The 26,451-nt window shown below is 55.6% G+C and carries 25 protein-coding genes; 8 read left to right on the forward strand and 17 right to left on the reverse strand.

Features of this window, described 5'->3' with window-relative positions:
- Positions 1 to 3: 3 nt before the first annotated feature.
- From RMR21_RS18610 to RMR21_RS18620, 3 genes are all read right to left on the reverse strand, one after another.
- The gene (locus RMR21_RS18610) at positions 4 to 933 is read right to left on the reverse strand and encodes a prephenate/arogenate dehydrogenase family protein (RefSeq protein WP_498670923.1); all 930 of its coding nucleotides are present in this window, start codon (positions 931 to 933) and stop codon (positions 4 to 6) included.
- Positions 930 to 2,036, reverse strand: coding sequence for a histidinol-phosphate transaminase (gene hisC / locus RMR21_RS18615; protein WP_498670924.1), 1,107 nt, complete (start codon positions 2,034 to 2,036; stop codon positions 930 to 932). The genes RMR21_RS18610 and hisC overlap by 4 nt, the downstream gene beginning before the upstream one ends.
- Before the next feature lie 83 nt (positions 2,037 to 2,119).
- On the reverse strand, positions 2,120 to 2,881 hold the full coding sequence (locus RMR21_RS18620; protein ID WP_498671807.1) for a class I SAM-dependent methyltransferase: 762 nt from the start codon (positions 2,879 to 2,881) through the stop codon (positions 2,120 to 2,122).
- A gap of 93 nt (positions 2,882 to 2,974) precedes the next feature.
- Between RMR21_RS18620 and gloB the strand changes: the two genes are divergently transcribed.
- Together gloB and RMR21_RS18630 are read left to right on the forward strand one after the other, a co-directional pair.
- On the forward strand, positions 2,975 to 3,745 hold the full coding sequence (gloB, locus tag RMR21_RS18625; RefSeq protein WP_498670925.1) for a hydroxyacylglutathione hydrolase: 771 nt from the start codon (positions 2,975 to 2,977) through the stop codon (positions 3,743 to 3,745).
- Positions 3,745 to 4,176, forward strand: coding sequence for a cupin domain-containing protein (locus RMR21_RS18630; protein WP_498670926.1), 432 nt, complete (start codon positions 3,745 to 3,747; stop codon positions 4,174 to 4,176). The genes gloB and RMR21_RS18630 overlap by 1 nt, the downstream gene beginning before the upstream one ends.
- Before the next feature lie 11 nt (positions 4,177 to 4,187).
- On the opposite strand, the gene RMR21_RS18635 is transcribed toward RMR21_RS18630, so the two are convergent.
- Complete coding sequence (locus RMR21_RS18635; protein WP_498670927.1) at positions 4,188 to 4,961, reverse strand: DUF3108 domain-containing protein; 774 nt, start codon at positions 4,959 to 4,961, stop codon at positions 4,188 to 4,190.
- A gap of 252 nt (positions 4,962 to 5,213) precedes the next feature.
- Between RMR21_RS18635 and rpmB the strand changes: the two genes are divergently transcribed.
- The 4 genes from rpmB to RMR21_RS18655 all read left to right on the forward strand — a co-directional run bounded on the left by rpmB (position 5,214) and on the right by RMR21_RS18655 (position 7,817).
- Positions 5,214 to 5,516, forward strand: coding sequence for a 50S ribosomal protein L28 (gene rpmB / locus RMR21_RS18640; protein WP_498670928.1), 303 nt, complete (start codon positions 5,214 to 5,216; stop codon positions 5,514 to 5,516).
- 111 nt (positions 5,517 to 5,627) lie between these two features.
- On the forward strand, positions 5,628 to 6,263 hold the full coding sequence (locus RMR21_RS18645) for a queuosine precursor transporter (RefSeq protein WP_498670929.1): 636 nt from the start codon (positions 5,628 to 5,630) through the stop codon (positions 6,261 to 6,263).
- Between the two features lie 218 nt (positions 6,264 to 6,481).
- Entirely contained in the window at positions 6,482 to 6,916 is a 435-nt protein-coding gene (locus RMR21_RS18650) for a helix-turn-helix domain-containing protein (protein WP_498670930.1), read from the forward strand.
- 673 nt (positions 6,917 to 7,589) lie between these two features.
- Entirely contained in the window at positions 7,590 to 7,817 is a 228-nt protein-coding gene (locus RMR21_RS18655) for a hypothetical protein (RefSeq protein ID WP_498670931.1), read from the forward strand.
- Between the two features lie 40 nt (positions 7,818 to 7,857).
- Here the strand turns inward: RMR21_RS18655 and RMR21_RS18660 are convergent, their stop codons facing one another.
- The 4 genes from RMR21_RS18660 to RMR21_RS18675 form a co-directional block, all read right to left on the reverse strand.
- Positions 7,858 to 9,690 (reverse strand): alpha/beta fold hydrolase, encoded by a 1,833-nt coding sequence (locus RMR21_RS18660; protein WP_498670932.1) that lies wholly within the window; start codon positions 9,688 to 9,690, stop codon positions 7,858 to 7,860.
- A 132-nt stretch (positions 9,691 to 9,822) separates the two neighbouring features.
- Positions 9,823 to 11,061 carry a glycosyltransferase gene (locus RMR21_RS18665; RefSeq protein WP_498670933.1) on the reverse strand — a complete coding sequence of 413 codons (1,239 nt, stop codon included), beginning with the start codon at positions 11,059 to 11,061 and terminating at the stop codon, positions 9,823 to 9,825.
- A 90-nt stretch (positions 11,062 to 11,151) separates the two neighbouring features.
- Positions 11,152 to 12,225 (reverse strand): glycosyltransferase family 4 protein, encoded by a 1,074-nt coding sequence (locus RMR21_RS18670; RefSeq protein ID WP_498670934.1) that lies wholly within the window; start codon positions 12,223 to 12,225, stop codon positions 11,152 to 11,154.
- Positions 12,222 to 13,328, reverse strand: a complete 1,107-nt coding sequence (locus RMR21_RS18675; protein ID WP_498670935.1) for a glycosyltransferase — start codon at positions 13,326 to 13,328, stop codon at positions 12,222 to 12,224. The genes RMR21_RS18670 and RMR21_RS18675 overlap by 4 nt, the downstream gene beginning before the upstream one ends.
- Before the next feature lie 310 nt (positions 13,329 to 13,638).
- On the opposite strand from RMR21_RS18675, the gene RMR21_RS18680 reads away from it, so the two are divergent.
- Both RMR21_RS18680 and RMR21_RS18685 read left to right on the forward strand, forming a co-directional pair.
- Positions 13,639 to 14,874 (forward strand): glycosyltransferase, encoded by a 1,236-nt coding sequence (locus RMR21_RS18680; protein WP_498670936.1) that lies wholly within the window; start codon positions 13,639 to 13,641, stop codon positions 14,872 to 14,874.
- 123 nt (positions 14,875 to 14,997) lie between these two features.
- Entirely contained in the window at positions 14,998 to 16,296 is a 1,299-nt protein-coding gene (locus RMR21_RS18685; protein ID WP_498670937.1) for an O-antigen polymerase, read from the forward strand.
- Here RMR21_RS18685 and RMR21_RS18690 read toward each other — a convergent pair.
- The 9 genes from RMR21_RS18690 to RMR21_RS18730 form a co-directional block, all read right to left on the reverse strand.
- Positions 16,293 to 17,213, reverse strand: a complete 921-nt coding sequence (locus RMR21_RS18690) for an ATP-grasp fold amidoligase family protein (RefSeq protein WP_498670938.1) — start codon at positions 17,211 to 17,213, stop codon at positions 16,293 to 16,295. The genes RMR21_RS18685 and RMR21_RS18690 overlap by 4 nt on opposite strands.
- Before the next feature lie 56 nt (positions 17,214 to 17,269).
- Entirely contained in the window at positions 17,270 to 18,562 is a 1,293-nt protein-coding gene (locus RMR21_RS18695; RefSeq protein ID WP_498670939.1) for a lipopolysaccharide biosynthesis protein, read from the reverse strand.
- Between the two features lie 9 nt (positions 18,563 to 18,571).
- The gene (locus RMR21_RS18700) at positions 18,572 to 20,632 is read right to left on the reverse strand and encodes a Wzz/FepE/Etk N-terminal domain-containing protein (RefSeq protein ID WP_498670940.1); all 2,061 of its coding nucleotides are present in this window, start codon (positions 20,630 to 20,632) and stop codon (positions 18,572 to 18,574) included.
- On the reverse strand, positions 20,613 to 20,789 hold the full coding sequence (locus RMR21_RS18705) for a hypothetical protein (RefSeq protein WP_498670941.1): 177 nt from the start codon (positions 20,787 to 20,789) through the stop codon (positions 20,613 to 20,615). Before RMR21_RS18705 ends, RMR21_RS18700 begins: the two co-directional genes overlap by 20 nt.
- Before the next feature lie 93 nt (positions 20,790 to 20,882).
- On the reverse strand, positions 20,883 to 21,842 hold the full coding sequence (locus tag RMR21_RS18710; RefSeq protein ID WP_498670942.1) for a Csu type fimbrial protein: 960 nt from the start codon (positions 21,840 to 21,842) through the stop codon (positions 20,883 to 20,885).
- Entirely contained in the window at positions 21,839 to 24,289 is a 2,451-nt protein-coding gene (locus RMR21_RS18715) for a fimbria/pilus outer membrane usher protein (RefSeq protein WP_498670943.1), read from the reverse strand. Before RMR21_RS18715 ends, RMR21_RS18710 begins: the two co-directional genes overlap by 4 nt.
- A complete protein-coding gene (locus RMR21_RS18720; RefSeq protein ID WP_498670944.1) occupies positions 24,261 to 24,980 on the reverse strand; it encodes a fimbrial biogenesis chaperone in 720 nt (239 codons plus the stop codon). The genes RMR21_RS18715 and RMR21_RS18720 overlap by 29 nt, the downstream gene beginning before the upstream one ends.
- 20 nt (positions 24,981 to 25,000) lie before the next feature.
- Positions 25,001 to 25,498 (reverse strand): Csu type fimbrial protein, encoded by a 498-nt coding sequence (locus RMR21_RS18725; protein ID WP_498670945.1) that lies wholly within the window; start codon positions 25,496 to 25,498, stop codon positions 25,001 to 25,003.
- Between the two features lie 301 nt (positions 25,499 to 25,799).
- Complete coding sequence (locus RMR21_RS18730; RefSeq protein WP_498670946.1) at positions 25,800 to 26,348, reverse strand: cupin domain-containing protein; 549 nt, start codon at positions 26,346 to 26,348, stop codon at positions 25,800 to 25,802.
- Positions 26,349 to 26,451: the final 103 nt, after the last annotated feature.

A 26,451-nucleotide genomic window follows, 5' to 3' on the forward strand; every position in this document is an offset into this window, starting at 1 on the left:
CTGCTAAGGCTTGGCATCGGGCGTCGGACGGCCAAAGTTGGCAGCGTCCACGTCCTGCCCGGCTTGCACGATCGAGCGGCGAATGTCGCGGGTACGGCTGAAGAGTTCAAACAGCTTGTCTCCCTCACCCCAGCGGATGGCGCGTTGCAGGTAAGCGAGATCCTCTGAAAAACGCGCCAGCATTTCAAGGATCGCATCCTTGTTATGCAAGCATACGTCCCGCCACATCGTGGGGTCAGATGCCGCCAGACGGGTGAAATCACGAAAACCGGAGGCGGAATATTTGATGACCTCAGACTCCGTCACTGTCCCGAGATCGTCTGCCGTACCGACGATGTTGTAGGCAATGATATGCGGCAGGTGGGAAACGATGGCCAGCACCTTGTCATGATGCTCCGCATCCATTTCGTCGATCCGGGAGCCCAGTCTTTCCCAGAAAGACCTCAACTGAGCCAACGCTTCAGCATTCGTTTCCGGCAACGGCGTGAAGATGCACCACCGGTCGCGGAAAAGACCGGTAAATCCGGCATCCGGCCCGGATTTTTCCGTGCCTGCCAGCGGGTGGCCGGGAATGAAATGGACATTTTGCGGCATGTGGGGCGCCATTTGCGCGATCACGGATGCCTTGGTGGAGCCCACATCCGTTACAATAGCGCCAGGTTTCAGATGTGGCGCGATCTGCTCCGCCACGCTGCCAGATGCGCCAACCGGTACCGATATGATTACCAGATCGGCGTTCTTGACCGCGTCCGCCGCAGACACCGTGTAGGCGGTCCCGAGCTCCAGTTCTTCAGCACGCTTCAGCGTCTCGGCGCTGCGGGTGGAAATCACCACCTCGCGGGCAAGACCCAGTTCCTTGACATCGCGCGCGATGGAGGATCCGATCAAGCCAATGCCGATCAGGGTGATCCGTTCGAATAGAATATCGGTCATGCTTTGCCCATGAAGTCTTTAAGCGCAGCAATCACGCCAAGATTTGCCTCTTCAGAACCCACTGTCATGCGCAGTGCATTGGCAAAACCATAGCCGCGGACGGCGCGAAGGATATAGCCACGCCGCGTCAAAAATTCATCGGCGTCGGCCGCACGCTTCCCATCGACATCAGGGAAATGAATGAGAATGAAATTGGTAACGGACGGTGTGACCTCAAGGCCAAGGTCAGTGAACGTCTGCGTCAGCTTTTCCAGCCATTCGAGATTGTGGGACACCGCCTTCTGCATGAAAGCCTGATCGCGGATGGCGGCGGCACCAGCTGCAATGGCGGGCGCGTTCATGTTGAAGGGACCACGCACGCGGTTCAATGCATCGATAATGGCAGCAGGGCCGTACATCCAGCCCACGCGCAGCGCCGCAAGACCGTAGACCTTGGAAAATGTGCGCGTCATGACGACGTTGGCATTGCCGGAAACCAGCTCCAGTCCTGCCTCGTAATCGTTCTTGCGAACATATTCGGCATAGGCCGCATCCAGCACCAGAATGACGTGCTTCGGCAAGCCAGCCTGAAGGCGGCGCACTTCGGAGACCGGAACATAGGTGCCTGTCGGATTGCCGGGATTGGCGATGAAAACCATCTTGGTCTTGGGCGTCACGGCGGCCAGGATTGCGTCCACGTCGATGGCGCAGTCTTTTTCCTTGACCGTGATGGCACTTGCCCCGGCACCCATGATCTGGATTTTGTAGACCAGAAAGCCGTGTTCCGTGATGATCGCCTCATCCCCTGCCCCCAGATAAACGTGGCACAACAAACCCAGCAGTTCATCGGAGCCGTTTCCGCACAGGATGTTGGAAATGTTCAGCCCATGCACGTCGGCAATGGCTTGGCGCAAGGCAGTCGCCTGTCCGTCCGGATATATCTCAAGGTTGGAAGCCGCTGCCTTGAAGGCGTCGATAGCCTTGGGGCTTGCACCTAGCGGCGTTTCGTTGGAGGAAAGCTTATAGACCTTGGCCACGCCGTCCACATGCTCTTTACCGGGAACGTAAGCGGCAATATCCAGAATACCTGGACGCGGGACAGGTTGGTTAAGCTCTGCACTCATTTCATCGACCCTTGGAACAGCGCCGGAAAACCCGGCCACACAATGCCGCAGGCATTAGACTGGAATGGGCCGTTTGTCGAGCGTCAGCGCGGCTTGCGCAGGTCCTTTCCCGTTCTGGCAGTCGGCATGCCTTGCGGCGCAAGCACCGGGACAAACACCCGGCGCGACGCCCTTTGGGTGACGGGCAGCCCCTGATAGAGTCGCTTTTGTGCCTCAACGACAATCACCCCAGAAAAGACCGGCCACAGCTTTCGTCCCGTGGTTTCCAAAAACCGGCGGAAGCGCAGGACGGACCTCACCTTGGAGGGGGGAAAAAACAAGGCTTCGGCAGATGCTCCCGGCGTAAAGTTCGTTTCCCGCAACAGTCCGGTGAGTTGCCCGCGCGAGTAAGGGCGACCGGAGCCGAAAGGCGTATGCTCCATCCGCGCCCATACGCCGCGCCGGTTCGGTACAACGATAATGAGCCGCCCGCCGGGAGCCAGAACGCGCCACAATTCTTTCAGTGTCTCACGCGGATTTTCCGCGAACTCCAGCGAATGCACCATCAGGATACGGTCTATGGACGAATCCGGCAACGGCAACTCCTCGTCAAACACAAGCGCCGTCGACGACCGTTCACCGGCGGGCCAGTTCACCGCCCCCTGCCCTGCCGGCATAAAAGCGAATGTTCTCTCGGTGTCATGGCGGAAGCGGTCGAGAAACGGAACGGCGTAGCCGATGCCCACCAACCGCTCATCCGGCAGGCTCGGCCACAGCGTCGATAGCGCCATGGTGATCGCCTGCTCGGCGGAGCGACCGAGGGGAGAATGATAAAATTCGCGCAGATCGACTATATCGGTGTTCATGAAGGGAATGTAGCAGGCCACGGTTGGACTTCAAGGCGCCAAGGCCTACATTGCAAAGCGGATGATCTGAACGCTGAAAAAGGAAGACGAAACATGAAGCCGTTGGAAATAGAGGTCTTTTCGTGCCGCAACGATAATTTCGGTGTTCTGCTGCATGATAGCGAAACAGGCGCTACCGTTTCGATCGACGCACCCGAGGAAGCACCCATCATTGATGCACTCGACCGGCGCGGATGGACGCTCAGCCATATCTTCACAACGCACCATCACCAGGACCACGTCGAAGCCAATCTCGCGCTGAAGGAAAAATTCGGCTGTACGATTTACGGGCCGCATGATGAGGCGATCGCCATACCAGGCCTCGACACATCTGCCGCAGATGGCGATGAGTTCAACTTCGCAGGCCACACGGTACAGATCATCGGCACGCCCGGGCATACCGCCGGACATATTTGCTACTACCTGCCCGACGACGCCCTGCTGTTTGCCGCAGACACATTGTTTGCAATGGGCTGTGGACGCCTGTTTGAGAGACCAGCTGCAGATATGTGGCAGTCGTTTCAGAAACTGATGGCGCTGCCGGATGACGTCAGCGTCTATTTCGGCCACGAATACACTCTGTCCAATGCCCGTTTCGCCGTGACCATAGATCCTGACAATTCCGTACTACGGGGCCGTGCCCGCGAGATCGAAGCCTTGCGAGCCAAGGGGCAATTCACCATTCCCACGACCATCCTGCTCGAAAAACAAACCAATCCCTATATGCGCGTCGCCGATCCTGCCATCCGGAAGCATCTTGGCCTCACAGGGGCCACGGATGCCGAAGTCTTTGCAGACATCCGAACGCGTAAGGATAATTTCTGATGCCCCAAGCCCTATCGGCGCAGGCGATCATTCATGAACTGAAACTCGAACCACACCCGGAAGGCGGATTCTACCGGCAAACCTTCCGGGATGCTGATGACAGTCACCGTGGATATTCGACAGCGATCTATTATTTGCTGGAAAAGGGGCAACGCTCCCACTGGCATCGCGTCATCGATGCTGCCGAGATCTGGCATTATTACGCCGGTGCGCCATTGATTCTTCACCTGAGCAAGGATGGGAAAACCATTGAGACAGTGACACTTGGAGCATCCCTGTTTGATGGAGAGAGGCCGCAAGCCATCGTTCCCGCCAATTGCTGGCAGGCGGCAGAAAGCCTGGGCGACTTTACGCTTGTCGGCTGCACCGTCGCACCCGGCTTCGTATTCGACAGCTTCGTGATGGCTCAGCCCGGCTGGTCGCCGGGCTGAAACGGCCAGGTTCATCCGCCGTATTTGGTCGCCGTGATGTAAACCTGTCCGACCCTGGTCGGTATGCGCGCATAGACAGGTGCGTACACATCCATGTTGCTGGCCTTGGCAAACCAGATTTCCATGGAAATCGACTTCAGATATTCGATGTCCTTACGACCCTTGCGAAAACCTGACCTCGGCACATAGCGGGCATTGCAGACGATCGCATCGCCTGTGAAACCGTCCGTGGTGAAAGGCTTCGTGCCGCCCGAGCTCAAGACCAGATCAAGCCGGGACTCACCGTCATAAATCGGCAGACGGCTGGGGCAAATACGCCCTCCGACAGGAAACAGCAGCCCGGAGATCGGATCAAGGACCGAACGTAAATCCCGATCTTTGACATCGACCCAGTTGTCGGGTCGCGGCTTCGGCTCCGGCTTCACCGTCGTCGATGTGACGTTTCCATTGCGATATTGGACATCATAGGTGCGAGTTCGCTTACCATCCTTATAGACCAGCGAATATTCGTTGGCCTGCATACGGTTTCCACGCTTTGCACCCGATACGTTGGTGTTTCCGGAAATATCTTTCAGAACGCTGGCAACGCCTGCAGAGCTGAAGGAACCGGTAATGGAATAGGCTGCGCCCGTCATACGGGTCGAGAAGTTCGCCCGGGCGATGGGCAAAATGCCCAGATTGATGCTGTACTCGCTGTCATGGCGTGTTTCTGCTGCCAGACTCGGCGAAATGCTTGCAAGTGTCACGACGACGGCCGTGAAAAACCTTTGTGCTTTGACATTCATTCGGGTAACACCTCGACAGGCAGGGAAGGCCGCCTTATACCGCGATGATATACGCCGAGTTATGGCAATAAAATAGCGGAGCGATAGGGAAATCCAGTGAATTTACTCACAAAAAAGCGTGGGCGGGTTGACTGATGATCCATGCCTGACTATAGAACCGCAACTTTCCAATCATTGCCAGTTGGATTGCTCACCGGATTTTGCCGGATAGCGAACCGCTGGTGAAACAGACGATAACAAATAGGTGTACCCATGTCCCGTGTATGCGAATTGACCGGCAAGGGCGTCCAGACGGGCAACAACGTCAGCCACGCCAACAACAGAACCAAGCGTCGGTTCCTTCCGAACCTCTGCCAGGTTACGTTGATTTCCGATTCTCTCGGCCAGCGCTTCCGTCTGCGTGTTTCCGCAGCTGCTCTGCGCTCCGTCGAGCATCGTGGTGGCCTCGACCTGTTCCTTCTCAAGTCCAGCGAAGGCGACCTTTCGATGCGCGCTCGTTTGCTGCGTCGCCAGATTGCCAAGAAGACTGTTGAAACAGCTGTTGCTGCTGCCTAATTAGCGGCGACGACATCACGAACTTTCAAAAGGCTTGAATGGCTGTTGCCGCTCAAGCCTTTTATTTGTTTTCATTTCGCTCCAACTGGTGGCATCACCCAGGATAAAAAAATGCCCTATCAGCGCTTTATGCTTGTCTATGTCCTGCTCATGACCGCCGTCGTCGTGGCATCGAACATCCTTGTCCAGTACCCGTTATCGGGAACGTTCCTCGGCATCAATCTCGGCGATCTTCTCACATGGGGCGCTTTTACCTATCCGGTTGCGTTCCTCATCACGGATCTGACCAACCGCCAGTTTGGTCCAGCCACTGCACGGCGGGTCGTCCTGGCGGGGTTCGTCGTCGGGGTTTGCCTGTCGTTCTGGACATCGATCCCGCGCATTGCGGTCGCATCCGGCACCGCCTATCTGATCGGCCAACTTCTCGATATCTCGGTCTTCAACCGGCTTCGACAGCAAAGCTGGTGGCGAGCGCCGTTGGCAGGTTCCATGCTGGGCTCGGTCCTCGACACCGCACTCTTCTTCTCCATCGCCTTTGCCGCAACCTTCTCGTTTGTCGGCCCCAACGATGCCTTCGCCATCGAGCAGGCACCGATCCTTGGCATCTTCGCCAGCGCAGCACCGCGTTGGGTTTCATGGGCGCTGGGCGATCTCACAGTGAAGATAATCGTCGGCCTTGTCATGCTTTTGCCCTACGGAGCATTGATGACGAGATTGAAGCCGATGCCAACGACGAAACTGCGCTAGTTGGCAAGACCCAAAATCTGGGGCTTGCCCGGCCTGATCTCAAGCCGTCATCTTCCCGCCCAAGAACAAGCTGATCAAATTTAAGCCGTCGTCTTCGTCCCAAGTAGGGCGATTGTTTTTGGAATACACCGCATGGGCCCAATTTTGCCGACCCTTTGCGCTCACTCAAGTTTCGGCAATCCCTGTACATAGCCTTAGGCTTCGGAGTTACGCATACCATGAAAAAATCCCCCAACGATATCGACATCCACGTGGGTTCTCGTATTCGCCTGCGCCGCGTCATGCTCGGGTTAAGTCAGGAGAAACTGGGCGATGGACTTGGCATCACATTCCAGCAAGTTCAAAAATATGAGAAGGGCACGAACCGGGTCGGCGCCAGCCGCCTGCAGCACATTTCCGAATTGCTGGATGTACACATCTCCTATTTCTTCGAGGGAAGCCCCGGCTCCGCGGACGATAAGCCACTGGCGGAACCCAGCCAGCTCTCGCAGTTCATGAATTCCAAGGAAGGCATATCGCTGGCGCGGGCGTTTTGCACGATAGAAGACGGCCGCGTTCGCAGGCGCGTTCTGGAGCTCGTCCAGTCGCTCGGAAACAGCAGCACATCCGATACGCAAAAGACTAGCGAGACCTCTGCATCCTCCCCACACTAGATGAGTTCGAAAGATTGGGGCTGGCCGCATGGCATGACCTCCAAGTGATTTTGACGGCTATCGAAGACCTCATCCGGGCCAAGCTTCTAAAATCTTTCCCCGTTACCATCGTAACGGGGAGCTAAGCTTGCGTGTGGCCAAGACAGCGTATTTCGCTGAGAAAGCCCTGTAGGAGTATGTGCTTTTTCAGAGGCTTCAAAGAAGCTCTGTCATGTCGGCCTTTTCATGTTCAGGTCGACGAAAACATTGGTGCGATGTCACGAGCCGCAACCATTGCCAACATGCTAGCGCCCCTTCGCAGATAGGTGATAAACCCGCCACAGCGGATTATCCTCTGTCTGACGAGGAGTGTCCGAAGCAGCTTGACAATTCTCGTCCAATACGTGCAGTATTTTTATAGACAACCTCAGGCTATGATTTGGAATTTTGGTCGACTGTCATCTCCAATCAGGAGTAATAGCGAAAGCGAATAGGCAGAATTTTGTCTTGAAGCCAAAATCATCGCTGAGAAACCGTCGGGATAACGTAAAAACGGCATCCCTCGTCGTTTTGGGCTTTTCACAGAACTGAAATTTAGATTAAAAACTTCAAGCATAACGTGTGTGATGATATTAAAACGCGCAGAAGGCGGCCTTGCTCTATAGATGTCGTCGAAACCGATAACGATGAGTGTATGATGACCGACGCCCAAATCAATGAACGCCAGGAAGAATTCCTCACCCTTATCAACATGCTGACCTATGCCGAGGGCGCCGCTGAAACGCTCGGCGCGGCATCAGCAACCTGGTATATCGATGTCGCAAAACAAGCTCTTCGGTCTGCCTTGCAAAACGAGATGGAGATGAACATGACCCATGCAGATATCGTCAATCTCGCATCGGTCCGTGCTGGCAACTGCTGATTTTCCCTCGGCACGTTCGGATTGCTGAGAGCGAAAGGTCCTAACTGGCGGGTGGAAACCGGAATGCGATCATTTCCACTTCCTGTGCCCACGCATGGCGCGCTTCTGCGGTGGTCAGGTTATGGTCGGAATCGGCAATGAATGCGATGCGGGGATTTCCATAGCGACAACTGAGCATACGTCCGCACGGACCGAAGTTCGTCTCCAACATCGCCGCGCCGATATCGCCTTCAGTAAAGACGACGGTCATTTGTGTGTTGTTTGCGGCGATCGACCTAAAATCTCTGGATATGGCTTGAAAGCGCGGAGACAGGAATGGAAAACGCACCATCAACGGCGTTGCAAATGAAATAGCCTTGCCGACGATCATCGCCCACAGATTGGTCACACCGTTCCTGATCCGAACTTTTCCGCTGAAAACCTTCAGCCAGAAGCCGCCACTTACCAGTTTTGCCCCATAGCTCGCCAATGGCTGTCGAGACGAGATCAGCAATGCCTCCACATCAGCGTGTGGCGGAATATAGAAATCAAAAACGTTGACAGCAACCACGCCGCTGAACCTTGGGTCACGCACACCGCTTTGGAACGCGGCCCATCCACCACTGCATCGACCCGTTACCACAACCGGGAAAAGATGGCGTTGCTCCAGAAAATCTGTCGCGGCCACCACATCTTCCAATTGGCCCTCGCTGTAAATGATCTGTTCCGGACGGGTGGGAACCATGGGGCTATCAGCAATATTGGCCATATCGAACCGCAAGCTGGCAATACCGGATTTTGCGAGCTCCCGGCAAAGCTGGGCGCTGATGCGTCCCCAGCCGGACGCCCGCTCATAGCCCGTGGGCAGGACCAGAACTGTCGCGCCCTTGCGTGGGCCGATCGGCTCTGCCAGCACGCCGTATAGGCGATCATCTTCACCAAAGCGAACAGGTGTCTCCGTAAAGCCGCTGCCTTTCAGGGCCAAGGGCGTTGGAACTGGCAGATTTCCCGCCCCAACATGATCGGTCGTTACCTTCTCTGCTACATCTTTCGCCCACCCGGCCAGCGTTTCGATCGCGGCTACTGGCGGTACGGAAAACAGAACGTCGCGGATAAAGTGATCATATCCTTCGAAATCGGTGGATCGAACTTCTACGCCCAGTGTGCGGATGTGTTCGGCAAAATCCATATCCGTATGGCGGTTTTTCTGCTTGAGCAGCAAAATATGGGGGGCGGGGGCTTTCGTCGTGGCCGAAATATTCACGTCTCGCAGCCCCTTGGCCACGTTTTCAGGAATGACCTGCTCACCCATGGCAGGGCCTGATGCCGAATGACGTCGGTGGAGCGCGCCCTGATTGGCAATCTTGCTCAAGGCGACGAATTCGCGGAGCCAGTGACGCCCCGACAGAGCCGGTGCAGCAAGTGCAACTCCTCGAATATCCGAAATGTGTTCCGCAGCCCGCCACGCAAGCGCGCCACCGATACCGTGTCCGATCACAATGAGATGCTTGGCGCCGGACAACTCCTTGAGCTTTTGAGCAGCAGCAGCAATGGTGTCGAGCCAGACGTCAAGCCCACTGGCATAGTCCGGGTGATCCAGTGCGTCACCCGTACCGGGATAATCGAATCGCATGCTCGCCATGCCCCGCCTGGATAGGTCGACGGCCAGTCGTTGCCAGAATTTGCGGGCGCACAATTCCTCAAAGCCCCACGAACCAACAAACAGAACGGATGTATTGGTCGACACCAGCGAACCGGACCGCGGGTTCTCTAGCAAAGTGCAAGCATCAGAGGGCCTGAAGAGGCCGACCGTGTCAGAAAAGGTGACTGGGTAGTCAGCAGAGATTTGCACGTGTTTCCCCTTTAGGCCGTGCATATCAAAACCGGCATTCATCTATCTCTCCCCCTCTTTACCGACACTCCCACAGCATATCAATTAGCTTATGATCACTTAAGCATTACTTGAGATTACATGTCGATCATGAGAAGTATCAGATAAATTTGGTGCAGCGGTCTGCTTTTTTGCTTACTCTTTCACGGCAGCGGCGACCAGAATATCGTTTAGCCTGCGATAATAACCGGATGATTCTGACGTACCTTTGAAACCCGCAATACCCGGGAAATGGATATTCCGCTCCTGCCACCAACGTGCATGACCGATGTTCAAAGCACGATCCATCACCTTGATGAGACTATCGTCCTCATCAGGATCGTAACACCAACCCGTGCCCAAGTCCCTCAAAATTTCGGGCGTCCCGCCGCGCTCGGTACCGATAACTGGCACGCCATAGGTGGCGGCTTCCATGAGGATCAGGCTTTGCGGTTCGTGCCAACGCGATGGCAAGACAATGACATCCGCCATTTTGTAAACGTCTTCCGGCGGCACAAAGCCCAGGAAGCGGATGGGCGATGTGCCGGCTAAAGACTTTAGATGCTGCACGTAGTCTTCACGCCCTCGCCCACCAATCAGAAGTGTTGCCTTTTCAGACTGCGGTAATCTGACGAATGCGCGGATCAAGTCCTCGATGCCCTTCTCTTCCGCCAGAGCGCCAAGATATCCGAAGGTAAAGTGCTCGCTTGTTCCACTTTTCCGGCCAAACAGGGATGCATCGAACGAAGCCTCGCTACGGTTGGCGTTGATAAGCACATGCCAGTCTGCTTTCGGCAAAACACTGTTTTGCAAAAACCGCTGCCGCAGAGCGTCACTCACTGAAATGGCCGTCACACCATTGCCATCGCTGGACTTGGTGCGGGCGGTCAGGACGCGACACTGCAGGCACGGCTTTTCGCAATTGCCCGATCCGCGAAACATGCTCGATTTGGGACATAATAGCGCGTAATCATGCAAATGCAGGCAAAGCGGAATGCCGAGCGCACTCGTGGCTTCAAAGAGAGCCGGCTGCATCCGTGCAGAATTGTGGGCGTAGACAAGATCGATCTGCTCCCGCACCAGCAACTCTTTGACATCCTTAGCCGACGTCGCACCGAGCGCGCTGCGGATGTGCCAGACCAGTTTGGTCATTGTGCCGACAGCGGGTTTGCGTGGGCCGGGAAGGTAACTGTTGTGCCAGTTGACGCGCAGAACACGGATACCATCGTCATTCACCGTTTCACCGGGTGGCGCGATCTCGTCGCCTTCCAGCCCCAAAGACAGGATGATGACATCGTGATGACGCGAAAGTTCGGCGGCGCAAACGCGGGCTACAATCTCTGCGCCCCCCTCTTCCTGGGGTGCGAATGTTTGAGCAACGATACAGATCTTCATCGGCTTCGCAGTTTCTCCACCACGCACCCATATTCGGCGGAGCCGAAACGCTGCTCGTGGCATATTGTATCATAACATGTGAACATAGCATCAAAGTCCTGAGACTGCGTGAATCAGGCATTGCGCACTTTTGTCCCACGAGAATTCCCTGGCACGCGCGTGGCCGCGCGCAATCAGTTCACTTCGCAGTCCAGCATTTGCGGCCAGATGGGAAACGGAATGCGCGATCTCCTGCACGCTTTCTGGATTGAAATAAACCGCGGCGTCGCCACACACCTCGCGCGCCGGCTCGATATTCGATGACAAAACCGGGCAGCCGAGAAGCATTGCTTCTAAAGGTGGAATGCCAAACCCTTCGTAGAGGCTGGGGAACAGCAATGCGGCAGCGTTGCTATAGAGTGCGACGATCTCTTCATCGGAAAGACGACCCGTGAAAACGACCCTGTCACTATTGACCGGCGCCGGGCCCTGTGGACCGTTATGAAAAACAGCGGACGCAGCGGCGCCGACGATGACGAAGCGTGGGGCAGCATTGCCAAGGGTCGCCATCGCCTCTATCGCGCGGACAAGGTTCTTGTTGGGTGTCGGTGAACCGACAAACAACACATAATTACACGGCGTCAGCCCCAGTCGCGCTACCACCGTCTCATCGGACGCTATGGCGGCCATGTGTTCACAGCTGTTGGAAATGATCGCAACGTTTTCCGCTCCAATTGTCTCGCTCAGCTCGCGCCGTGAAAACGCCGATACCGTTGCAATGCGTCCGCGACGGGCAAGGCACTTTCCCAAGGTACTATGAACCGTACGGTAGGAGCGGGAGAAATTCTCCGGTGTGCGAAATATCATCGCATCATGAATAACCGTCAGGCTTTTGCCGTGCAGCACAGGACCGCTGTTGCACAGATTGATCAACCGACCGTGACGGGACGCAGCAAAAAGCTGCGTCTGCTCCCATAAATGCCCCGAAAAAGAACCTATTTTCTTCTGGCGTATGGAAGACAGCGTCATATCGACGGTGGCCGTTTCGGGAGTAATCAGCGTCCACTCGTCCTTGCTTCCGGTCAACGTCAAATGGCGGTCCAGCGCTTTGACGATTTCGCGCGCGAAACGCTGCACACCACTGGTTTTCTGAGTGAGAAACCGGCCGTTGATAAAATGCTTCATGCGATTTTGCGACTTTCTGCCGGTGCTTCCTTCACAATGTCTCGGTAAAGCTGCATGAGTGTGCTGTTGGTCCGTTCGCTTCTATAGCGTTCAATAAAGCGTGCGTAGCCTGCAGATCCCATCCGCGTCCAGTCTTCTCGTCCATGCGATGCGATCGCGGTTGCAAGGGCATCGGCGTCGCCGGCTGGAAATAGGACTCCGGTCTGCCCGTCCAGCACCACAGATTGCAGGCCACCCACGCGCGATGCGATGACCGGTTTATGCGCGCGCATCGCTTCCAGCGCGACTAGGCCGAAACCTTCCCACCGAGACGGCATCGCCACCACATCGCAAACAGCCAGATGCCCCGCAATATCCTCCGACGACCTCCATCCCAACAACTCCACATTGGCGGGCAGTGCCTCGGTCAGATTATTCCTAGTCGTGACATGTGCCCCGATCACCCGGAAAACGGCCTTGTCCTTCAGCTTCGCTGCCGCTGTCAAAAGGATGTCGACGCCTTTTTGCCGATCCAGACGACCAACGAATAAAACTTTGGTACGCTGATCGTCCCATGTGGCAGCGTTCGTCACCGGTATTTGCGACGATATGCCGTTTTCGATGACGATCATACGATGAGCTGGAATGCCCGCCTTGATACCCTGATGGTACTCGTGATCGGATATGGCTACAATGGTATGGCACAGTGGCGAAAAAAGCCGTTCTACCCATAAAGCTGGCCGCCGCAACATTCCCAGCGTTTCCATGTCGAAGACCCAACCATGCGGGCAATAGACGATGGGCGGAAATGCGCCGGGTAACACACCAATGGCGCGGACGATCAAGCCTGCAAAGGTGGAGTGCGCATGAATGATATCGGGTTTGAACGCCTTGACCTCGCGCGAAACGGAACGCGCCAGAGCTGGCAGGGACCTTAGCCTACGCTGTCTTTTGAACGTGGCAACGCAGCGGAGCGGGGTGTTTTTTAAAAAACCCACATGTGCATCAGGCACGATGATTCTGACATTGTCAGCGCCTAATTCGCGGATTTGCGTGGGGATCGTTTCGTTGGAATAGGTCGCAGGTCCGCCGGGAAGCGTTTCGAATACGTGCAGAATCCTCATGATCCACCTCACCTGCGGCACTGGATCGAACGGCGACCTGCCCTGTGCAGTCGCACTTAAAGCGCAAATTCCTTAAACAAGATGGAATCTATAACGAAAAATATGGCAATCCGGATGTGTTTCGCACTTATTCTCCACCGTAAAAGAAAAAAACAACATGACCTTTCATGGGCAGCACATCTATTCGTGATCATGACGTAATTGACCGCTTATGCTGCCGGATTCATATTCAGTATATTTAAAGAGTTCTCGCAGCATAAATACAACTCAGGAAATGGCACAGCATATTGGCGTTTAAAGGTAAGCGGATTTGAAAATCTGCATTGTATCGCAAACTTTCGCCCCACAAGAGGAAGGCGGTGCAGAAATCTCTGCGCGCCTGGGTGCGATGGAACTCGGCAAGCGTCATGATGTCACCGTGCTGGCCCTGGGCCGTGAGGGCGACGCGATCGCGCCGCCTGGCGAGACACGTTTGCCAGGCGATATCAGGGTTATCCGGCTTCCGTGGATGAACAGCTATCTGCCCCTGCCCAGCAAATCTACCGCCGGGTTTCTGCGGCGCGCCCGCTGGCATCTGCGCACCGCAATGGGCGCGATTTGTCCCAGGGGACTGACCGATTTTTTCATGAGGGAAAAATTTGATCTCATCTATGCGCAGAATTCTGCCTTCATGCAGCCAGCTTTGTTTGTGGCTGCATGTGACGCCAACATACCCGTGTGCCTGCATTTGAGAGATTACGGGCTGCTCTGCGCCAAAACCAGCATGTTTCGCGGTGGCGACAATTGCGAGCGGCCCTGTCTGGACTGTTCCGTGCTCAACCGACGCATGCGAAAATTGGCGGACAGCGATATGAGCATCATCGCAGTGAGCGATGCCTTGCGCAAAAGGTTCATCAGCAACGGCGTGTTTAAGGATGCGCAGTGGCATGTGATGCACAACACCAACGCAACCGAAAACAGCTTCGACAGGTCGCTGATTGGCAGGCGTGAAGCCGCAACCCCGGTTTTCACCTTCGGTTATCTCGGGGCGATCACCAAGGAAAAGGGTGTCGAGGATCTGCTGCATGCTTTTCTGTCGCTGCCGAACCGCGACAATGCCAAGCTCGTCATCGCAGGCAGAGGCCGCGAGGAATTTCTGACGAAGTTGAAAACGATGTCAAAAGACGCGCCCGTCGAGTTCAAGGGCTTTATCAGGCCGGAAGACATCTACCGCGTGGCTGATGCCATCATCGTGCCGTCGCGCTGGCACGAACCGCAAAGTCGCATCCTCATCGAATCCCCGATTTACGGTGTGCCCGTCATCGCCACCGCTCGCGGCGGCACGCCTGAGATCGTGGACAAACAACAAACGGGCTGGTCCTACGACCCCGCAAAGCCCGATGCGCTCTTCAAGCTGCTGAATATGGCTCTTTCCACAGGCCAGAAACTATGGTGGGAGAAACGCGATGAAACTTTCCCCGGCTTCTTGAACTTCAAGGGCACGGCTGAAGACACAGGCTATTATGAGCGTCTCGAACAAATCTTGGTCTCTGCGGCGCAGCGATAGTTCTGCCTGAATACGCCGCGACGCCCAATATGGCTAACAACTTCTTAACTCGTTTCTGCGACGATCAACGAACCGGTTTTTCCGTGCCGCTTCATGCACAGTGCTTGGGCAATAAGGTTCGACATGTCCCATCTGGCTTGGCTCATACTCATCATCGGCTGGTTGGTTTTCCTCCTTTACTACGTCAGCTCGTTTTACAAATGGGGCGTGCTGACCTTTTCCTCCTATTTCTGGATACGCTACAACGTCCTGCCCATTCTGGTCATGTCGCCCTTTGCTGCATCCGACCAGAACGTGGAAGCGGTCGGCGATTCCATCTACATCATCCGCGACTACATCAATGAAGCCTTCTACCTGTCTGTTCTGGGCGTGATCTTCGTGATCGTCGGTATGGGACTGGCGACGTTCAGCTCGGGCAAAAGCGCCGTCTTCACCTTTGTCGAAAAAGGCTACGCCTTCTGGCAGACGAAGCCAGGCGTCTGGATATCCCTAGGGGTCATCATCGTTGCCACGCTTGGGCTTGTCGCACTTGGCGTCAGGCCATTCCAAGGAAGACAGTTTTCATTCGAGAACACGTCACTGCGCCCGGCGATCAATCTCTACTCGGTTATCTTGCCGACGATCACCCTCAGCCTGCTGGTCTATGGGTTCGGTTACAGCCGCTTCTTTGTGTTCGCCGGCTTCATGTGCAGCGCGCTTGGCCTGATGATCGGCACGCGCGGTGCCAGCATCGAAGTGCTGTTCATGTTCGTCGTGTGCCTCATCATCACCTATCGCTATCGAAACCTCGCAGCTTTCACACTGTCGATCTTCGGCTTCGTGACCATAGCGATCGCGATCGGTATCTTGCGATCCACAGCCGATGGCAATGATGGCGTGGATGTGTTGCAGGTGGTCACTTTCCAGATCTTCTACGGCAACAATTTCTCGGACTTTCGCGATTACGCCTGGATATTGAGTGGCTTCGGCGGACGGTTCTACCATGGCATGACCTATCTCGCGGGCTATATGGCGCTCATTCCATCCTTCATCAGCGATTTCCGTGGTGATTTTCGCATGGGCGTCGTCACCGCCACGCTTGCGGGTCTCGACCCGCAATTCCACGCAGGTCTGCGCCCGACCCTTTTCGGTGAGGCCTATTTGAACTTCGGCATTCCCGGCGTCGTCATCATCGCCACGTTGTTCGGATACTACTTCGGCAAGCTGCAAATGTGGGTTCATGACAATTTGCAGCCCAGTCGTTTGGGCCTGCGCAAAGTTGCCTGCGGCTACATCGCCTTCCTGTTTTTGTTCAACGCCGTTTTCACGCCTGGCTTCTATTATGTCTACGTCGTTGTCGCGTGGCTAACAGGCGGCATAATCCTGTCCTATCTGTTCGACAGGCCTGTTGTGAGCGGCAAGGCACAAGCCGCTGAAACCTAGGGTGTTTCCGGGCCGGTTCGGAACGTCCCTTGCGGACTATCTTTCCAGAAAGTCCCCAGCCATGCATCCGTCGATGGTGGCCGGAAAGCGCCAAAGCCGGATGTCGGGCTGAAGGTCATCTCCCCAAACAGCGGGCCGGATGGCGTATCGTAAAAGTCTATTCGAACGAATTCGAAGCCCTGAGCGAGCGAGCGGGCCGCTTCAAGGATCTCATCCAGATGTGCTGGACGGGGGAGATCTTCGGTTTCGAGCGGATAATAGTGTCCGAAATCCAGCTTATTCCAATGTTCATCGTAAAAGCATCGGCGATGGTCCGTAAACCGCGCGGTGTCGATCTGAATGCAGGGAATATCGTTTTCGAAGCAGAAAAGCTTGTAATCGACAGGCGCTTCGCCATCGTGGCCGATAAAGGGTTCGATGAAAATTTCCGGCTTGATGTGGTTGTACCACTCTTCCGCCAAGCGCCACGCGGTGCGCCCGGCAAGCCAGGCATCACACGTCTCTTTCGCGCCGATCAGATCGTCCGGCCCGTAGACGAAGATATTGCGATCTGAACCGTGGTTGACCTTGATGACATAGGGAAACGGCAGAGCAGGGCATTCATCGAGATTTTTTCCATGCCAAAGGGTTGGCGTCACCCACTGCTGGCCAAGGACTGCCGCAACATGCGCTTTTACCGCAATCTTGTCGCTCAGCATGATCAGGCGCGGGTCAGACTGGGGTCCGATCCAGGCAATCTTGCGAGCGCAGAGATGTTCGTTCAGTGTCTTGGGATGATCAAGATCGGCCCATAATTTGTGATAGCGATAATATTGCAATTGCGTTGCCCGCTTGATCGGCAGGCTTTGAATCGCCGCATGGTACAGTTTCTTGAAAAGGCGCCGCCCAAGCGAGTGCTGCGGTTGATCCGCTCCCATGTTTCACGCACCTCTTTTGCGACGATATTTGAGATGAAAACGATGGCCGGAACGGGTCATGACCGGGAAGCCCGCCAGAGCAATGTGCTGGAAATCGATGCCGTCACAAGCGCCGTAAAGAAAGCAGAAAGGCCAGCGCCGATAAAACCGAAGGTGCTGATAAGCAGAAAACTCATGCTGATCGATAGCAGAACGCTCGACAGGTTGACGAAGGCGTAGTGGCCATCTTTTCGGAGGCTGTTGAGACCCAGCCCCATGAGATCGGTGCAGGACCGAACCACCGCGGTCAGTAGCAAGAGTGCAAACATGCCCTGATGCTGGCCAAGCTCCGGCATGTTCATGAGATGCACGAGAACATTACCGGCGATGAAGATCGCGACGCCAAGCCCGAAAGCGACCGCCGCGGTCTTGCTGAACTGCCAGATCATCACCTGGCGCCATTCCTTCATGGAGCCGGTATTGTACGCTTTGAAAAGTGCCGGGATCGCCACTTGCAGCACGGCTGTCGAAATCAGCGTCTGCAGCGCATTGGCCAGCGACCAATAGAACGTATAGACCCCCGTGAGCGACAGGGTGAGCAGCAGGGATACGACATAGCGATCGGCGTAAACAAGCCCGACATTGCTCATATCGCTAATATAGATCAGCCATGCCCTGCGCATCCGCTTTTTCACCCAGCGCATCCGCATCGGCATGCCGAGAATCCGTCGGATCGGCCAGTTGCGCAGGAAAAATCCCAGCCCAGCGAACATCAAAATATAGCCAAGGCTCCACGCCACCATGATGGCCTCGATGGTGCGAAAGGCTTCGAACGCCAGGCCGAGGCCAATGACGGGCAAAATCCATGAGGATGTTCTCAAAAAGAACAGGACATTGGCCTGGCTCGACATTTCCTGAGCGATCAAGGGCACGTGGATGTCGCAGGCTATGGTTTCCAGCCAAACCACCAGAAGGATCAGGAAATAGAGCGGGATGACGTGATGCCCCATGAAATAGGCAGCGACCAGTGCAACCGCCGTCATGGCGACAAGCGAGGTAACCGTCACCAGCAATCGCGTTTTCATGTAAAGGCCCGCGACACCCGTGGTTTTGCCACTGACATCCCGAGCGATGAAGTAGTTCAAGCCCCAGCCCAGGATCGCAGGCGCGGCATTGACGACGCCGAGTGCCAAACCATAGACACCTGCCGCTTCCAGACCGATGAATTTGACGATGTAGAACGACAACGCGAAGCGAAGAACAAGCGTCGAGCCGCGCAGGCCCATATTGAAGATGACATTCAGACCCGAGATGGACCGACCCTGCAGAAATGGGAAGCGAATGGCTGCACGATTGTTGTTTTCAGCCAAGATGTGTCCTCAATATTGCAAACCGGACCGTGTCATCCGCACGACTTTTGTGTCTTCAAGGCCGCTCTCTTCCAGAGTGACGAGAGCAATCACAACGCTGCCGGTGTCGTCTTCATGCTGCATGAGAAACACTTCGTCCAGCTTATTCCGAAGCGCGGGACTGATCCTTGATTTGGCCGCCACCCCGCCATCGATGACGATAAGATCGAAGGGCTCTTCATTTTCGTCTTTGGCGTTGGTTATATCGCCTTCCGCATGGCTATGCTCGATCGTTGCGAAATGCAAAAACGGGATGCCTTCAAAGGTGTAAAAGCCGTCCTCGTTTGCGACCTCGGCGTCTTTACCAGGCTCGTGCGGCAACAGCATGCCTGTCAGAAGCGGATCTTGAGGCGCGCAATCCACCAGCAAAACGCGGCGTCCCAGTCTGGCCGTTTCAGCCGCCAGATTGAAGGCGCTGTAGGAAGCGCGGTTTTTGGGTCCGGTGGACACCACCAGGATGGAATGATTGTTGGCGGGCGCAACGGCGGAAGAAACATACCCGGCCAAACCATCGAAGCCCTCGTCGCCGGACGCCTTCAGCTCTTTTGTGTCGGCTTCGCTGATAACGCGACCAACGGGCCGAGCTGTCTTGGATGCCTGCAGGAGAGCGACGGTGTTGTTGCCTTCCCCTCCTTCAACCGGAAGGGGTTCGTCAGACGAACGGGCAAGCGGTTGAGGCTCATTGCCCGTACCGCGAAACTGATCACGCAGGATCAACAGGCCCGCAGCCAGAATGAGTCCGAAAATACCGCCGCCGGCCATCATCAATGTGCGAGGCGGTCCGGCCTTACGCAGGGGCGGCTCGGCACTGGAAATGATCTGCGGATTTTCGCTCGATGTGCCCTGCTGCTCGGAAAGCTGCTTGGTTCGCAACAGGAACGCTTCGTAAACCGCACGGTCGCTTTCGAGCTTGCGCTGCAATTCACGCAGACGAACCATGGTTTGTTCGTCACTGTTGAGGCTGGTCTTCAACGTATTGGCATTGGTTTTCGAGATCGCCAACTGGTTCTTCAGCCGCGCCAGATTGCTCGATGTGGCAGAGGAGAAATTGCGCAGTTGCTCATCGAGAATATTGGAGAGCGACTGCGTGCGTGCCCGTGCTGCCTGCAAGGAAGGATGCTGGGAACCCAGTGATGTGGCCTGAACGGATTCCTCCTCGCGGCTTTCCTGATACCGCGCCCGAAGCGAAATAATCGCAGGCGTCAACGATGTATCAGGGATCGAACGCAGATACTGCCTGTCGTTTCGGGCACGATTGAGTTCTGTAACCAGCGCTTCGTTTTCAGCAACCGTGGCAGACAATCTGGATATCTCGGTATTTGCGTCTGCAATACGCTGTTCGATATCAGGGCGTCCCTGAATGTCGGCCAGATTGTGCTCGGCACGATAGGCCTGTACGGCCCGGTCGCCATCTTCGACGGCTTTTCTCAACTGGTCCAGTTGTGCCGCCAACCCGCCACCGGTCCGGCGCAGAACATCGCTGTTCATTTCAATTCGGACCTGCGTATAGGTCACAGCGATGAGATTGGCGAGTTCCGCCGCCCGCTGCGGGCTGTCCGACGTCACCGAAACATTGACGATGAAGCTTTTGCCCACGGCTGCGACCGACGTCACCCTGCGCAGGGCATCGAGCGCCAGATTGCTCCGGCTTTCCTTATCGGGATAGACCGGAGACGCTGCGCCAAACTTCGGATCGTCGTAGAGCTTCTCGCTTTCCACGATGCGTGACAGAACCTGGGCAGACGTGATGATGTATTGCTGGTTGAGAACGTGCGAATCCACAGCACGCGGCTGGCCCGGGAGATCGCTTTCCAGAACCCGCGACCCCTCGGGGTCAAGCAGGATTTGGGACGTGGCGACATAGTAATTGGGCATCAACAACGAAACGCCAAAAGCGAGTGCTGCGCAAATAATGCCGATCAGCACGATGAACAGTGCATTTCGCCACAGCAAAGCGGCCAGCCTGAACAGATTGGCTGGACCTTTGGCAGGTTCATTATAGTGCCGCGTGTCAGATGCGGTGCCGCTCATCGCCATATCGGTTCACGATCCCATAGTCTTGGCGCAAATCGCGCGCTGCGATATCATCGACATCGCCCTGTTCTATACGTTCGTTCGCGGCAGTCGGATTGAAGGCCAGACATATGCCCTGATCATATCCACCTGCGGTATTGCGAATGCTGGACATGACTGTGCCAGTCCTGCACAGCGCCCAGTCTAGGGGTTAGGCGTTAATATACCGTTTTTCAGCACGATCGCTAAAACGGCGAACAAAGGCTGCTCAGTAATTCACCGTTACGACAACGGTATCGGAATACAAACCCGTCATAGGCGTTGTCTGCGCTGGCACGCGTCCATAAACCGACAAGGACTGTGCAGTCCCGTTTCCCGTGCCGCTGACCGTTTGCCCAGCTCCGCTTCCCCAAGGGTTGCTGCGCGCTGCGTTTGTATACAAACCATAGGTTATCGATCCGTTGGGCCTCACCATCTTGCGGGATGCGGGACTGGCATTGCTCAAGCCACCATTCAGGGAAACGGTATAGGGAAGGTTCGCGGTACATGTCAGCGAGATGGCACCCGTCGCATCCACAGCCGTCACAAGATTTGTGTGGGTACCAAAATTAAGTGTTTGTGCGGAGACAACACATGTTGGCTCGACCGTTGCAGTCACATTGAAAGGGACAGTTGTGGGGTTTAGCGTCATGGCCGAGCAAAGCGGCGCTATAACGGTATAAGGCGCATAGTTGACCCGTGTTTCAGCGCCTGCAAAGCTCGAACTGTATTGCCCCTTCACGGCAGACGCCTGGGACGCGGAAATCCTGCCGTAGACGGTCATGGTCGCGGTTCCCAGCAACGGCTCAAGCGGCAAAACCATATCTATGGCCATGGGGGAGCCCAACTCCGGCTGTAGTGCAGACCCCCATCGTATGGACCTCAAGGCATCTTGATGGAGCTGAAATTTGAGTGGGGCGTTGCCGAACTTCATCTCCCGCTCGCCGCTCGTCTGCCCACCCGTGCCGGCATTGATATTCACGCAGATGCGGATCGAGAGATTGTTACCACCGCTCAAGGGGTTGGAGCACGTTGCCTTCATCGTTCCTGTCGTGTTGACCGCCGCATTATTCGCCAGATTGACCCATCCGAAATTCATGTCGGTCATGGTGAAGCTGCATGTCACCGCAAATGCCGGGGACGAAGACAGGAAAGTAATGAAGGCAATAAAAATGCCTATGAGCTTCATGGTTGAGCACCTTTGCATATGAGATCGACAGTTGCGCGCGTCTCACCGCCCGCAGGAAGCAGAAGTTCGGCGGAACACGGTGCTTTGGTTGGTTGTCGAACGTTTAGGCGACTTTTATCAGCAATATCGTCCACATAGGCCTGCCCGTCATATCCGACCAGAAAATCACGGCCATCATCCAGCGTGACGGTCGATCCCGTTTCGATGACGTCTCCGCTCTCATCCTTTAGCATGACGAGCGCCACGCGACCTTCCGTCTTCACTTGGAAATTCACGACCGCGGCACCCTTGTCAGATGGCGTCACGGTCTGCTTCGTCCGGTCGATCCGGGCATCGACAGGAAGATTGCTCGGATCGAGCGTAATATTGTTGGCGTCATGCGAACGAAGGTTGGGAAGGAGTATCTTTCCCCGGCGGTTGGTCTGGCCCATGGGCCGGTTTTCCAGAAAAATATCAACACCAGGCGCACCTGCATCCACCACCGCAAAGGCATCATCGATCCGATTTCCAATGAAAACATCACCACCCGCGGCGGCGATTGAACCGTCCAGTTGCAAGGTAGCCTGCGTGCTGCTGCCAAAGTGATCGACGCTTGCTGCGACACGTGCAAGGCTGCCACGATAGCTGCCAGATGCCGACACGGCATCGCCGCGCCCTTGCGAGCCGCGCACACGCCAGCCATAACTGCCCTCTTCCTGTTCCTCGGCCTTGGAAACATCTCCCATGAATGTGTATCCATCCGCGTCGGATGACATGCTGGCGGTCGAGGAGATACCGCCGCCAAAAGTCCAGGAGATGCCGGCGAATATGCCGTATGAATCGTCATCTCCAAGGTCTTTATAGGCCGTGGCGTAGGCATTGCCATTCTGCCCGAAGGGACGCGTGGCAGACAGACCGAGCAGCCTGGACGTCTTGTCCTCGAAGGTCTCATACTGCGTGAAGGTCAAGTTCAGGCTTGTCTCGGCAAAACCCAGACTGGTGGATGCCGAAATCTGATCGATCGCGCGCGGCGTCCGCACGCTCATCAATCCCGCTGCCATAGCGTTTGCTTCCACATTTGCCGTGACGGAGGCAAGATCGTGATAATCACCAAATGTCCTCTGCGACCGCGCCATGACCTGGACACCGAACACTTCCGCTTCAACGCTTGCGGCAACCTGATGGCCGGTATCAGCGCCAAAGTGGCTGGTCGCGGCAGAGAGGCTGCCCAATCCACGGGTGCCCAGCGAAAATACGCCTCCCATACCGACATTATAGAAATCCTCACCACATTCGGCATGCCCTTCAAACGTCAGTCTGTCCGAAAAGCCGTATCTGACTGTGGCAGATCCCAACGGTGCGTCGTCGTAGTCGAAAGACTCCAGTCCGTAATTGTGCCGCGCAAAGCCAAGCTCTGCGGAAAAATCGAGAAGGCCCGGAGCCAAGAGGTCACCAGACGCAAAAAAAGCCGTTTCCGTCACGGTTTCCCTGCCCAGAACGTCGCGAACGACCAGCCTTGCACTGCCTGCGCCGCTGACCACGGGTAGGTTGGTGATGGAAAACGGTCCCTCCGGCACATCGCGTGAAATGCGTCTGACATTGTCGATGTAAACGTCGACCGTGGACGGGACTGCGGCGGAGCCCGCAAATTCCGGCAGGGGCATGGTCACGATGTCCGCGCGCAAATCGAAATTTCTGCGTATCTGCACGCCACCCAATCGCGTTGGACGTGTCCAGCTCAACCTGCCCGTGATCAGGTCACCCGCGCGATACGTTGTCAGGTTTTCCTCATCGGAATAGGTCCAGTAGCTATCCAGTCGTTTGGAATCGAACTGCTGTAACGGCGATGTGCTCAGTACCTGAGACGACGACACCACACCGAAACCACCGAAGATGCGGTTTTCCAGAAGGGCCGACGCGCCGCTGAAGTCTGCGATATCTGAAAATTCTCTCCCCCCGGACGATCCGAAGACCGAATAATTGACAATTGCTCCGAGATCCTTGGTCGCTTTCGGTTTATCCACGTCCTCATCGTCTTCATCAGCCGTTTCGGCCTTGCCCGCGACATCGATCACCTTGGTGGCACGCGCCTCCAGTGGCAGATCGAAATGAACCGACTGCGTGGCTTCATCATAGCGGACTGTGACATCCGGCAACTTTGAAATATCGATCCAGCCATCCCTCGAGATCTCAATGTCCATCGGAGAAATGCCAACATTGGCCAATTGCTTTGGCTCAATGAGCAGAAACCCTGCGCTGTCCTGACGAAATGTGGCGATCAGATTGGTAGATACATCGTTGATGTAGACTTCGAGCTGTAACGGCGCCTGCTCAAGGACAGGCGAGGCCCCTGGCAGCGCAGGTGGTAAGTCCTGCGCCATCGCATGATGATAGCTCGATGAAATGATCGTCAGACCTGTAATCGTCAAAACAGCAAGGCTAACCGCCGGTGACGCGTGCCGTCGCATTAACGGTACCGCCTTCGCTGTCTGCAGAAATCTTGAGCACGCCACCCAGTCGTTTGCTGCCCGATGCCGGAACGACCCAGGTCGCAACCGACCCACCCAGTACGTAACCCACCAGGCCATTATGCTCAGCCACGGCCTTACCGCTTCCGGCCGATAGCCTGAGATTGGCGATCCGCAATCTCTTTGCCCCTGTATTGGAAACCGAGACCTTGTAACCATCTGCCTGCGGGCTTACCGACCAGACGGGCTGCGCGTCACTGATCGATGGCGCAGCAAAGAAGACCGGTATGGAATGGCGAATTACGAGATTGACCGTTCCCGATGGCCGTGTTCCCGTCGGTGGCAATTCATCAACGATGACGCGGTAGCTTTCCTCGGCATTAACTGCCTTTTTGGAAAGTCTCACGATGCGGACCAGATTTTCGGCACCGGGTTTCAACTGCGTCATCGGCGGACTGGCGACGACATCGCTGACCGGCGTGTAGACATCGGCACCGTTTTGCTGCGTCCAACGAAATATTCTGACCTGAACGTTGATCGGACTTTGTGCGTCATTCCATATCCGCAAGCTTGAAGACGCCGTGGGCGCCGTCAGATCAAGGAGGACGGGGGCCACGCGCAGTGACGCCGCATGGGATGGCGAGAGATACAAACCGGCAAATAACGCAGCCGCTAAGGTGAAAAGGCGCATGTGCATTCTTCCTTGGCAGGTCAGTAATTGATCGTGACAGTCACGGTGTCGTTGTAAGTCCCGATGACGGGTGTGGTCTGAGCCGCAACGCGCCCAAAGACGGTGAAGTTTTGGGCTGCGCCGGTTCCGGTGCTTGCCTGTCGATCAACGCCTACCGTGTTTCCCCAAACACTCGTGCGAGCAGAATTGGTGTAGAGCGAATATCCGATCGTCGCGCCGCCGGCGGATGTCAGCAGACGGTTTGAGACCGTGGCATTTGCTCCAGAGCCAGCGCTCAATCCGATTGTAAACGGCGTGCTGGCTGTGCATAGAACGACAATGTCGCTCGTCTGATCCACGTTGCTGTCGAGCAGAACGCGGTTACCGAAATTCAGTGTGCCCGCCGAATTGATCTTGCACTCGCCTTGGATCGTCATCTGCACGGCAAAAGTGGTTGTTGCAACCTGAGCAAGAGATAGACTCGGCCCGAATAAAAACCCCGCTACAATCAACAGACCTCGAGATACCCTGAACGCCATACGCTTATCCCCTGTTTCACGCGTAACTGACGCCTCAGGCCGAGTGCTATCCGCTACTCGAATAGCGCGCATCAGAATATTCTAATTCTCGCTTGACGAGGGTTAATGCTTTATGAATTTTGGAATGAAAAAACTCACGGACGAAACATGGTAGAGAACGCAACCCGAGGGCAAGATTGAACAAGACCGTCACGGCGGCTAGCCAACCGTCAGCGGAGCCACTCATGGAGTGTCATCAATCCATATTATTAGTCGGCTAATCTTTTTAACAAATAGATATCCGTGTCACAGAATACGGTGTTCAGAAGCTGGGCGGCGTACAGGCGCTGATCACCTCGCAGGCAACAGGTCCAACGCAACGGAATGTATGGGGACGTCTGCTTTCAAAATAATACGCATCTCCTGGTCCAAGAATTCGGCGCTCATCTTCCACCGTGACTTCCAAACGTCCCGACAGGACAATACCGCCCTCCTCTCCCTCATGAACCAGCGGAACCCGCCCGGTGCCTGCGCCCGGTTGGTAACACTCCTTCAGGATCTGCAAGCTTCGACCGAAGAGATTGTCACCAATCTGGCGATAGGAAATGGCCCCTTTGCCGATCTCGACCAGTTCTTCGGCGGCGTAGAACGCCTTCCGGGGCGTGTCGGGCTCGAAAGCAAAGAATTCAGCAAGACCGATGGGAATGCCATCCAGGATCCGTTTCAGTGCACCAACAGAAGGATTGGTCGAGTTCGACTCGATGAGAGAAATCGTCGAGTTTGTGACGCCTGCACGCTTGGCCAACTCGCGCTGCGACAATTTATGGATTGCGCGCAACTGGCGCAACCGGGTTCCGATATCGACAACCATTTCCACCTCCGTCTTTCATGTGTTCGATATATCGAAAATTTATCCAACCGTCTTAGTTATATCAATGCCTTAGCGCGCGAAAGAAAAGGACTTGTTCGAAGCG

The sequence above is a fragment of the Agrobacterium sp. rho-8.1 genome, assembly GCF_033957725.1.
Lineage (GTDB): Bacteria > Pseudomonadota > Alphaproteobacteria > Rhizobiales > Rhizobiaceae > Agrobacterium.

Bases quoted from the DNA above. Each gene is read 5' to 3' on its own strand.
- RMR21_RS18650 (WP_498670930.1), top strand. From the start codon at position 6,482: ATGAAAAAATCCCCCAACGATATCGACATCCACGTGGGTTCTCGTATT.
- RMR21_RS18710 (WP_498670942.1), bottom strand. From the start codon at position 21,842: ATGAAGCTCATAGGCATTTTTATTGCCTTCATTACTTTCCTGTCTTCG.
- RMR21_RS18690 (WP_498670938.1), bottom strand. From the start codon at position 17,213: ATGGGAGCGGATCAACCGCAGCACTCGCTTGGGCGGCGCCTTTTCAAG.
- RMR21_RS18660 (WP_498670932.1), bottom strand. From the start codon at position 9,690: ATGAATGCCGGTTTTGATATGCACGGCCTAAAGGGGAAACACGTGCAA.
- RMR21_RS18700 (WP_498670940.1), bottom strand. From the start codon at position 20,632: ATGAGCGGCACCGCATCTGACACGCGGCACTATAATGAACCTGCCAAA.
- gloB (WP_498670925.1), top strand. From the start codon at position 2,975: ATGAAGCCGTTGGAAATAGAGGTCTTTTCGTGCCGCAACGATAATTTC.
- RMR21_RS18705 (WP_498670941.1), bottom strand. From the start codon at position 20,789: ATGTCCAGCATTCGCAATACCGCAGGTGGATATGATCAGGGCATATGT.
- RMR21_RS18685 (WP_498670937.1), top strand. From the start codon at position 14,998: ATGTCCCATCTGGCTTGGCTCATACTCATCATCGGCTGGTTGGTTTTC.
- RMR21_RS18720 (WP_498670944.1), bottom strand. From the start codon at position 24,980: ATGCGCCTTTTCACCTTAGCGGCTGCGTTATTTGCCGGTTTGTATCTC.
- hisC (WP_498670924.1), bottom strand. From the start codon at position 2,036: ATGAGTGCAGAGCTTAACCAACCTGTCCCGCGTCCAGGTATTCTGGAT.
- rpmB (WP_498670928.1), top strand. From the start codon at position 5,214: ATGTCCCGTGTATGCGAATTGACCGGCAAGGGCGTCCAGACGGGCAAC.
- RMR21_RS18665 (WP_498670933.1), bottom strand. From the start codon at position 11,061: ATGAAGATCTGTATCGTTGCTCAAACATTCGCACCCCAGGAAGAGGGG.
- RMR21_RS18715 (WP_498670943.1), bottom strand. From the start codon at position 24,289: ATGCGACGGCACGCGTCACCGGCGGTTAGCCTTGCTGTTTTGACGATT.
- RMR21_RS18675 (WP_498670935.1), bottom strand. From the start codon at position 13,328: ATGAGGATTCTGCACGTATTCGAAACGCTTCCCGGCGGACCTGCGACC.
- RMR21_RS18645 (WP_498670929.1), top strand. From the start codon at position 5,628: ATGCCCTATCAGCGCTTTATGCTTGTCTATGTCCTGCTCATGACCGCC.
- RMR21_RS18630 (WP_498670926.1), top strand. From the start codon at position 3,745: ATGCCCCAAGCCCTATCGGCGCAGGCGATCATTCATGAACTGAAACTC.
- RMR21_RS18725 (WP_498670945.1), bottom strand. From the start codon at position 25,498: ATGGCGTTCAGGGTATCTCGAGGTCTGTTGATTGTAGCGGGGTTTTTA.
- RMR21_RS18730 (WP_498670946.1), bottom strand. From the start codon at position 26,348: ATGGTTGTCGATATCGGAACCCGGTTGCGCCAGTTGCGCGCAATCCAT.
- RMR21_RS18655 (WP_498670931.1), top strand. From the start codon at position 7,590: ATGATGACCGACGCCCAAATCAATGAACGCCAGGAAGAATTCCTCACC.
- RMR21_RS18670 (WP_498670934.1), bottom strand. From the start codon at position 12,225: ATGAAGCATTTTATCAACGGCCGGTTTCTCACTCAGAAAACCAGTGGT.
- RMR21_RS18620 (WP_498671807.1), bottom strand. From the start codon at position 2,881: ATGAACACCGATATAGTCGATCTGCGCGAATTTTATCATTCTCCCCTC.
- RMR21_RS18635 (WP_498670927.1), bottom strand. From the start codon at position 4,961: ATGAATGTCAAAGCACAAAGGTTTTTCACGGCCGTCGTCGTGACACTT.
- RMR21_RS18610 (WP_498670923.1), bottom strand. From the start codon at position 933: ATGACCGATATTCTATTCGAACGGATCACCCTGATCGGCATTGGCTTG.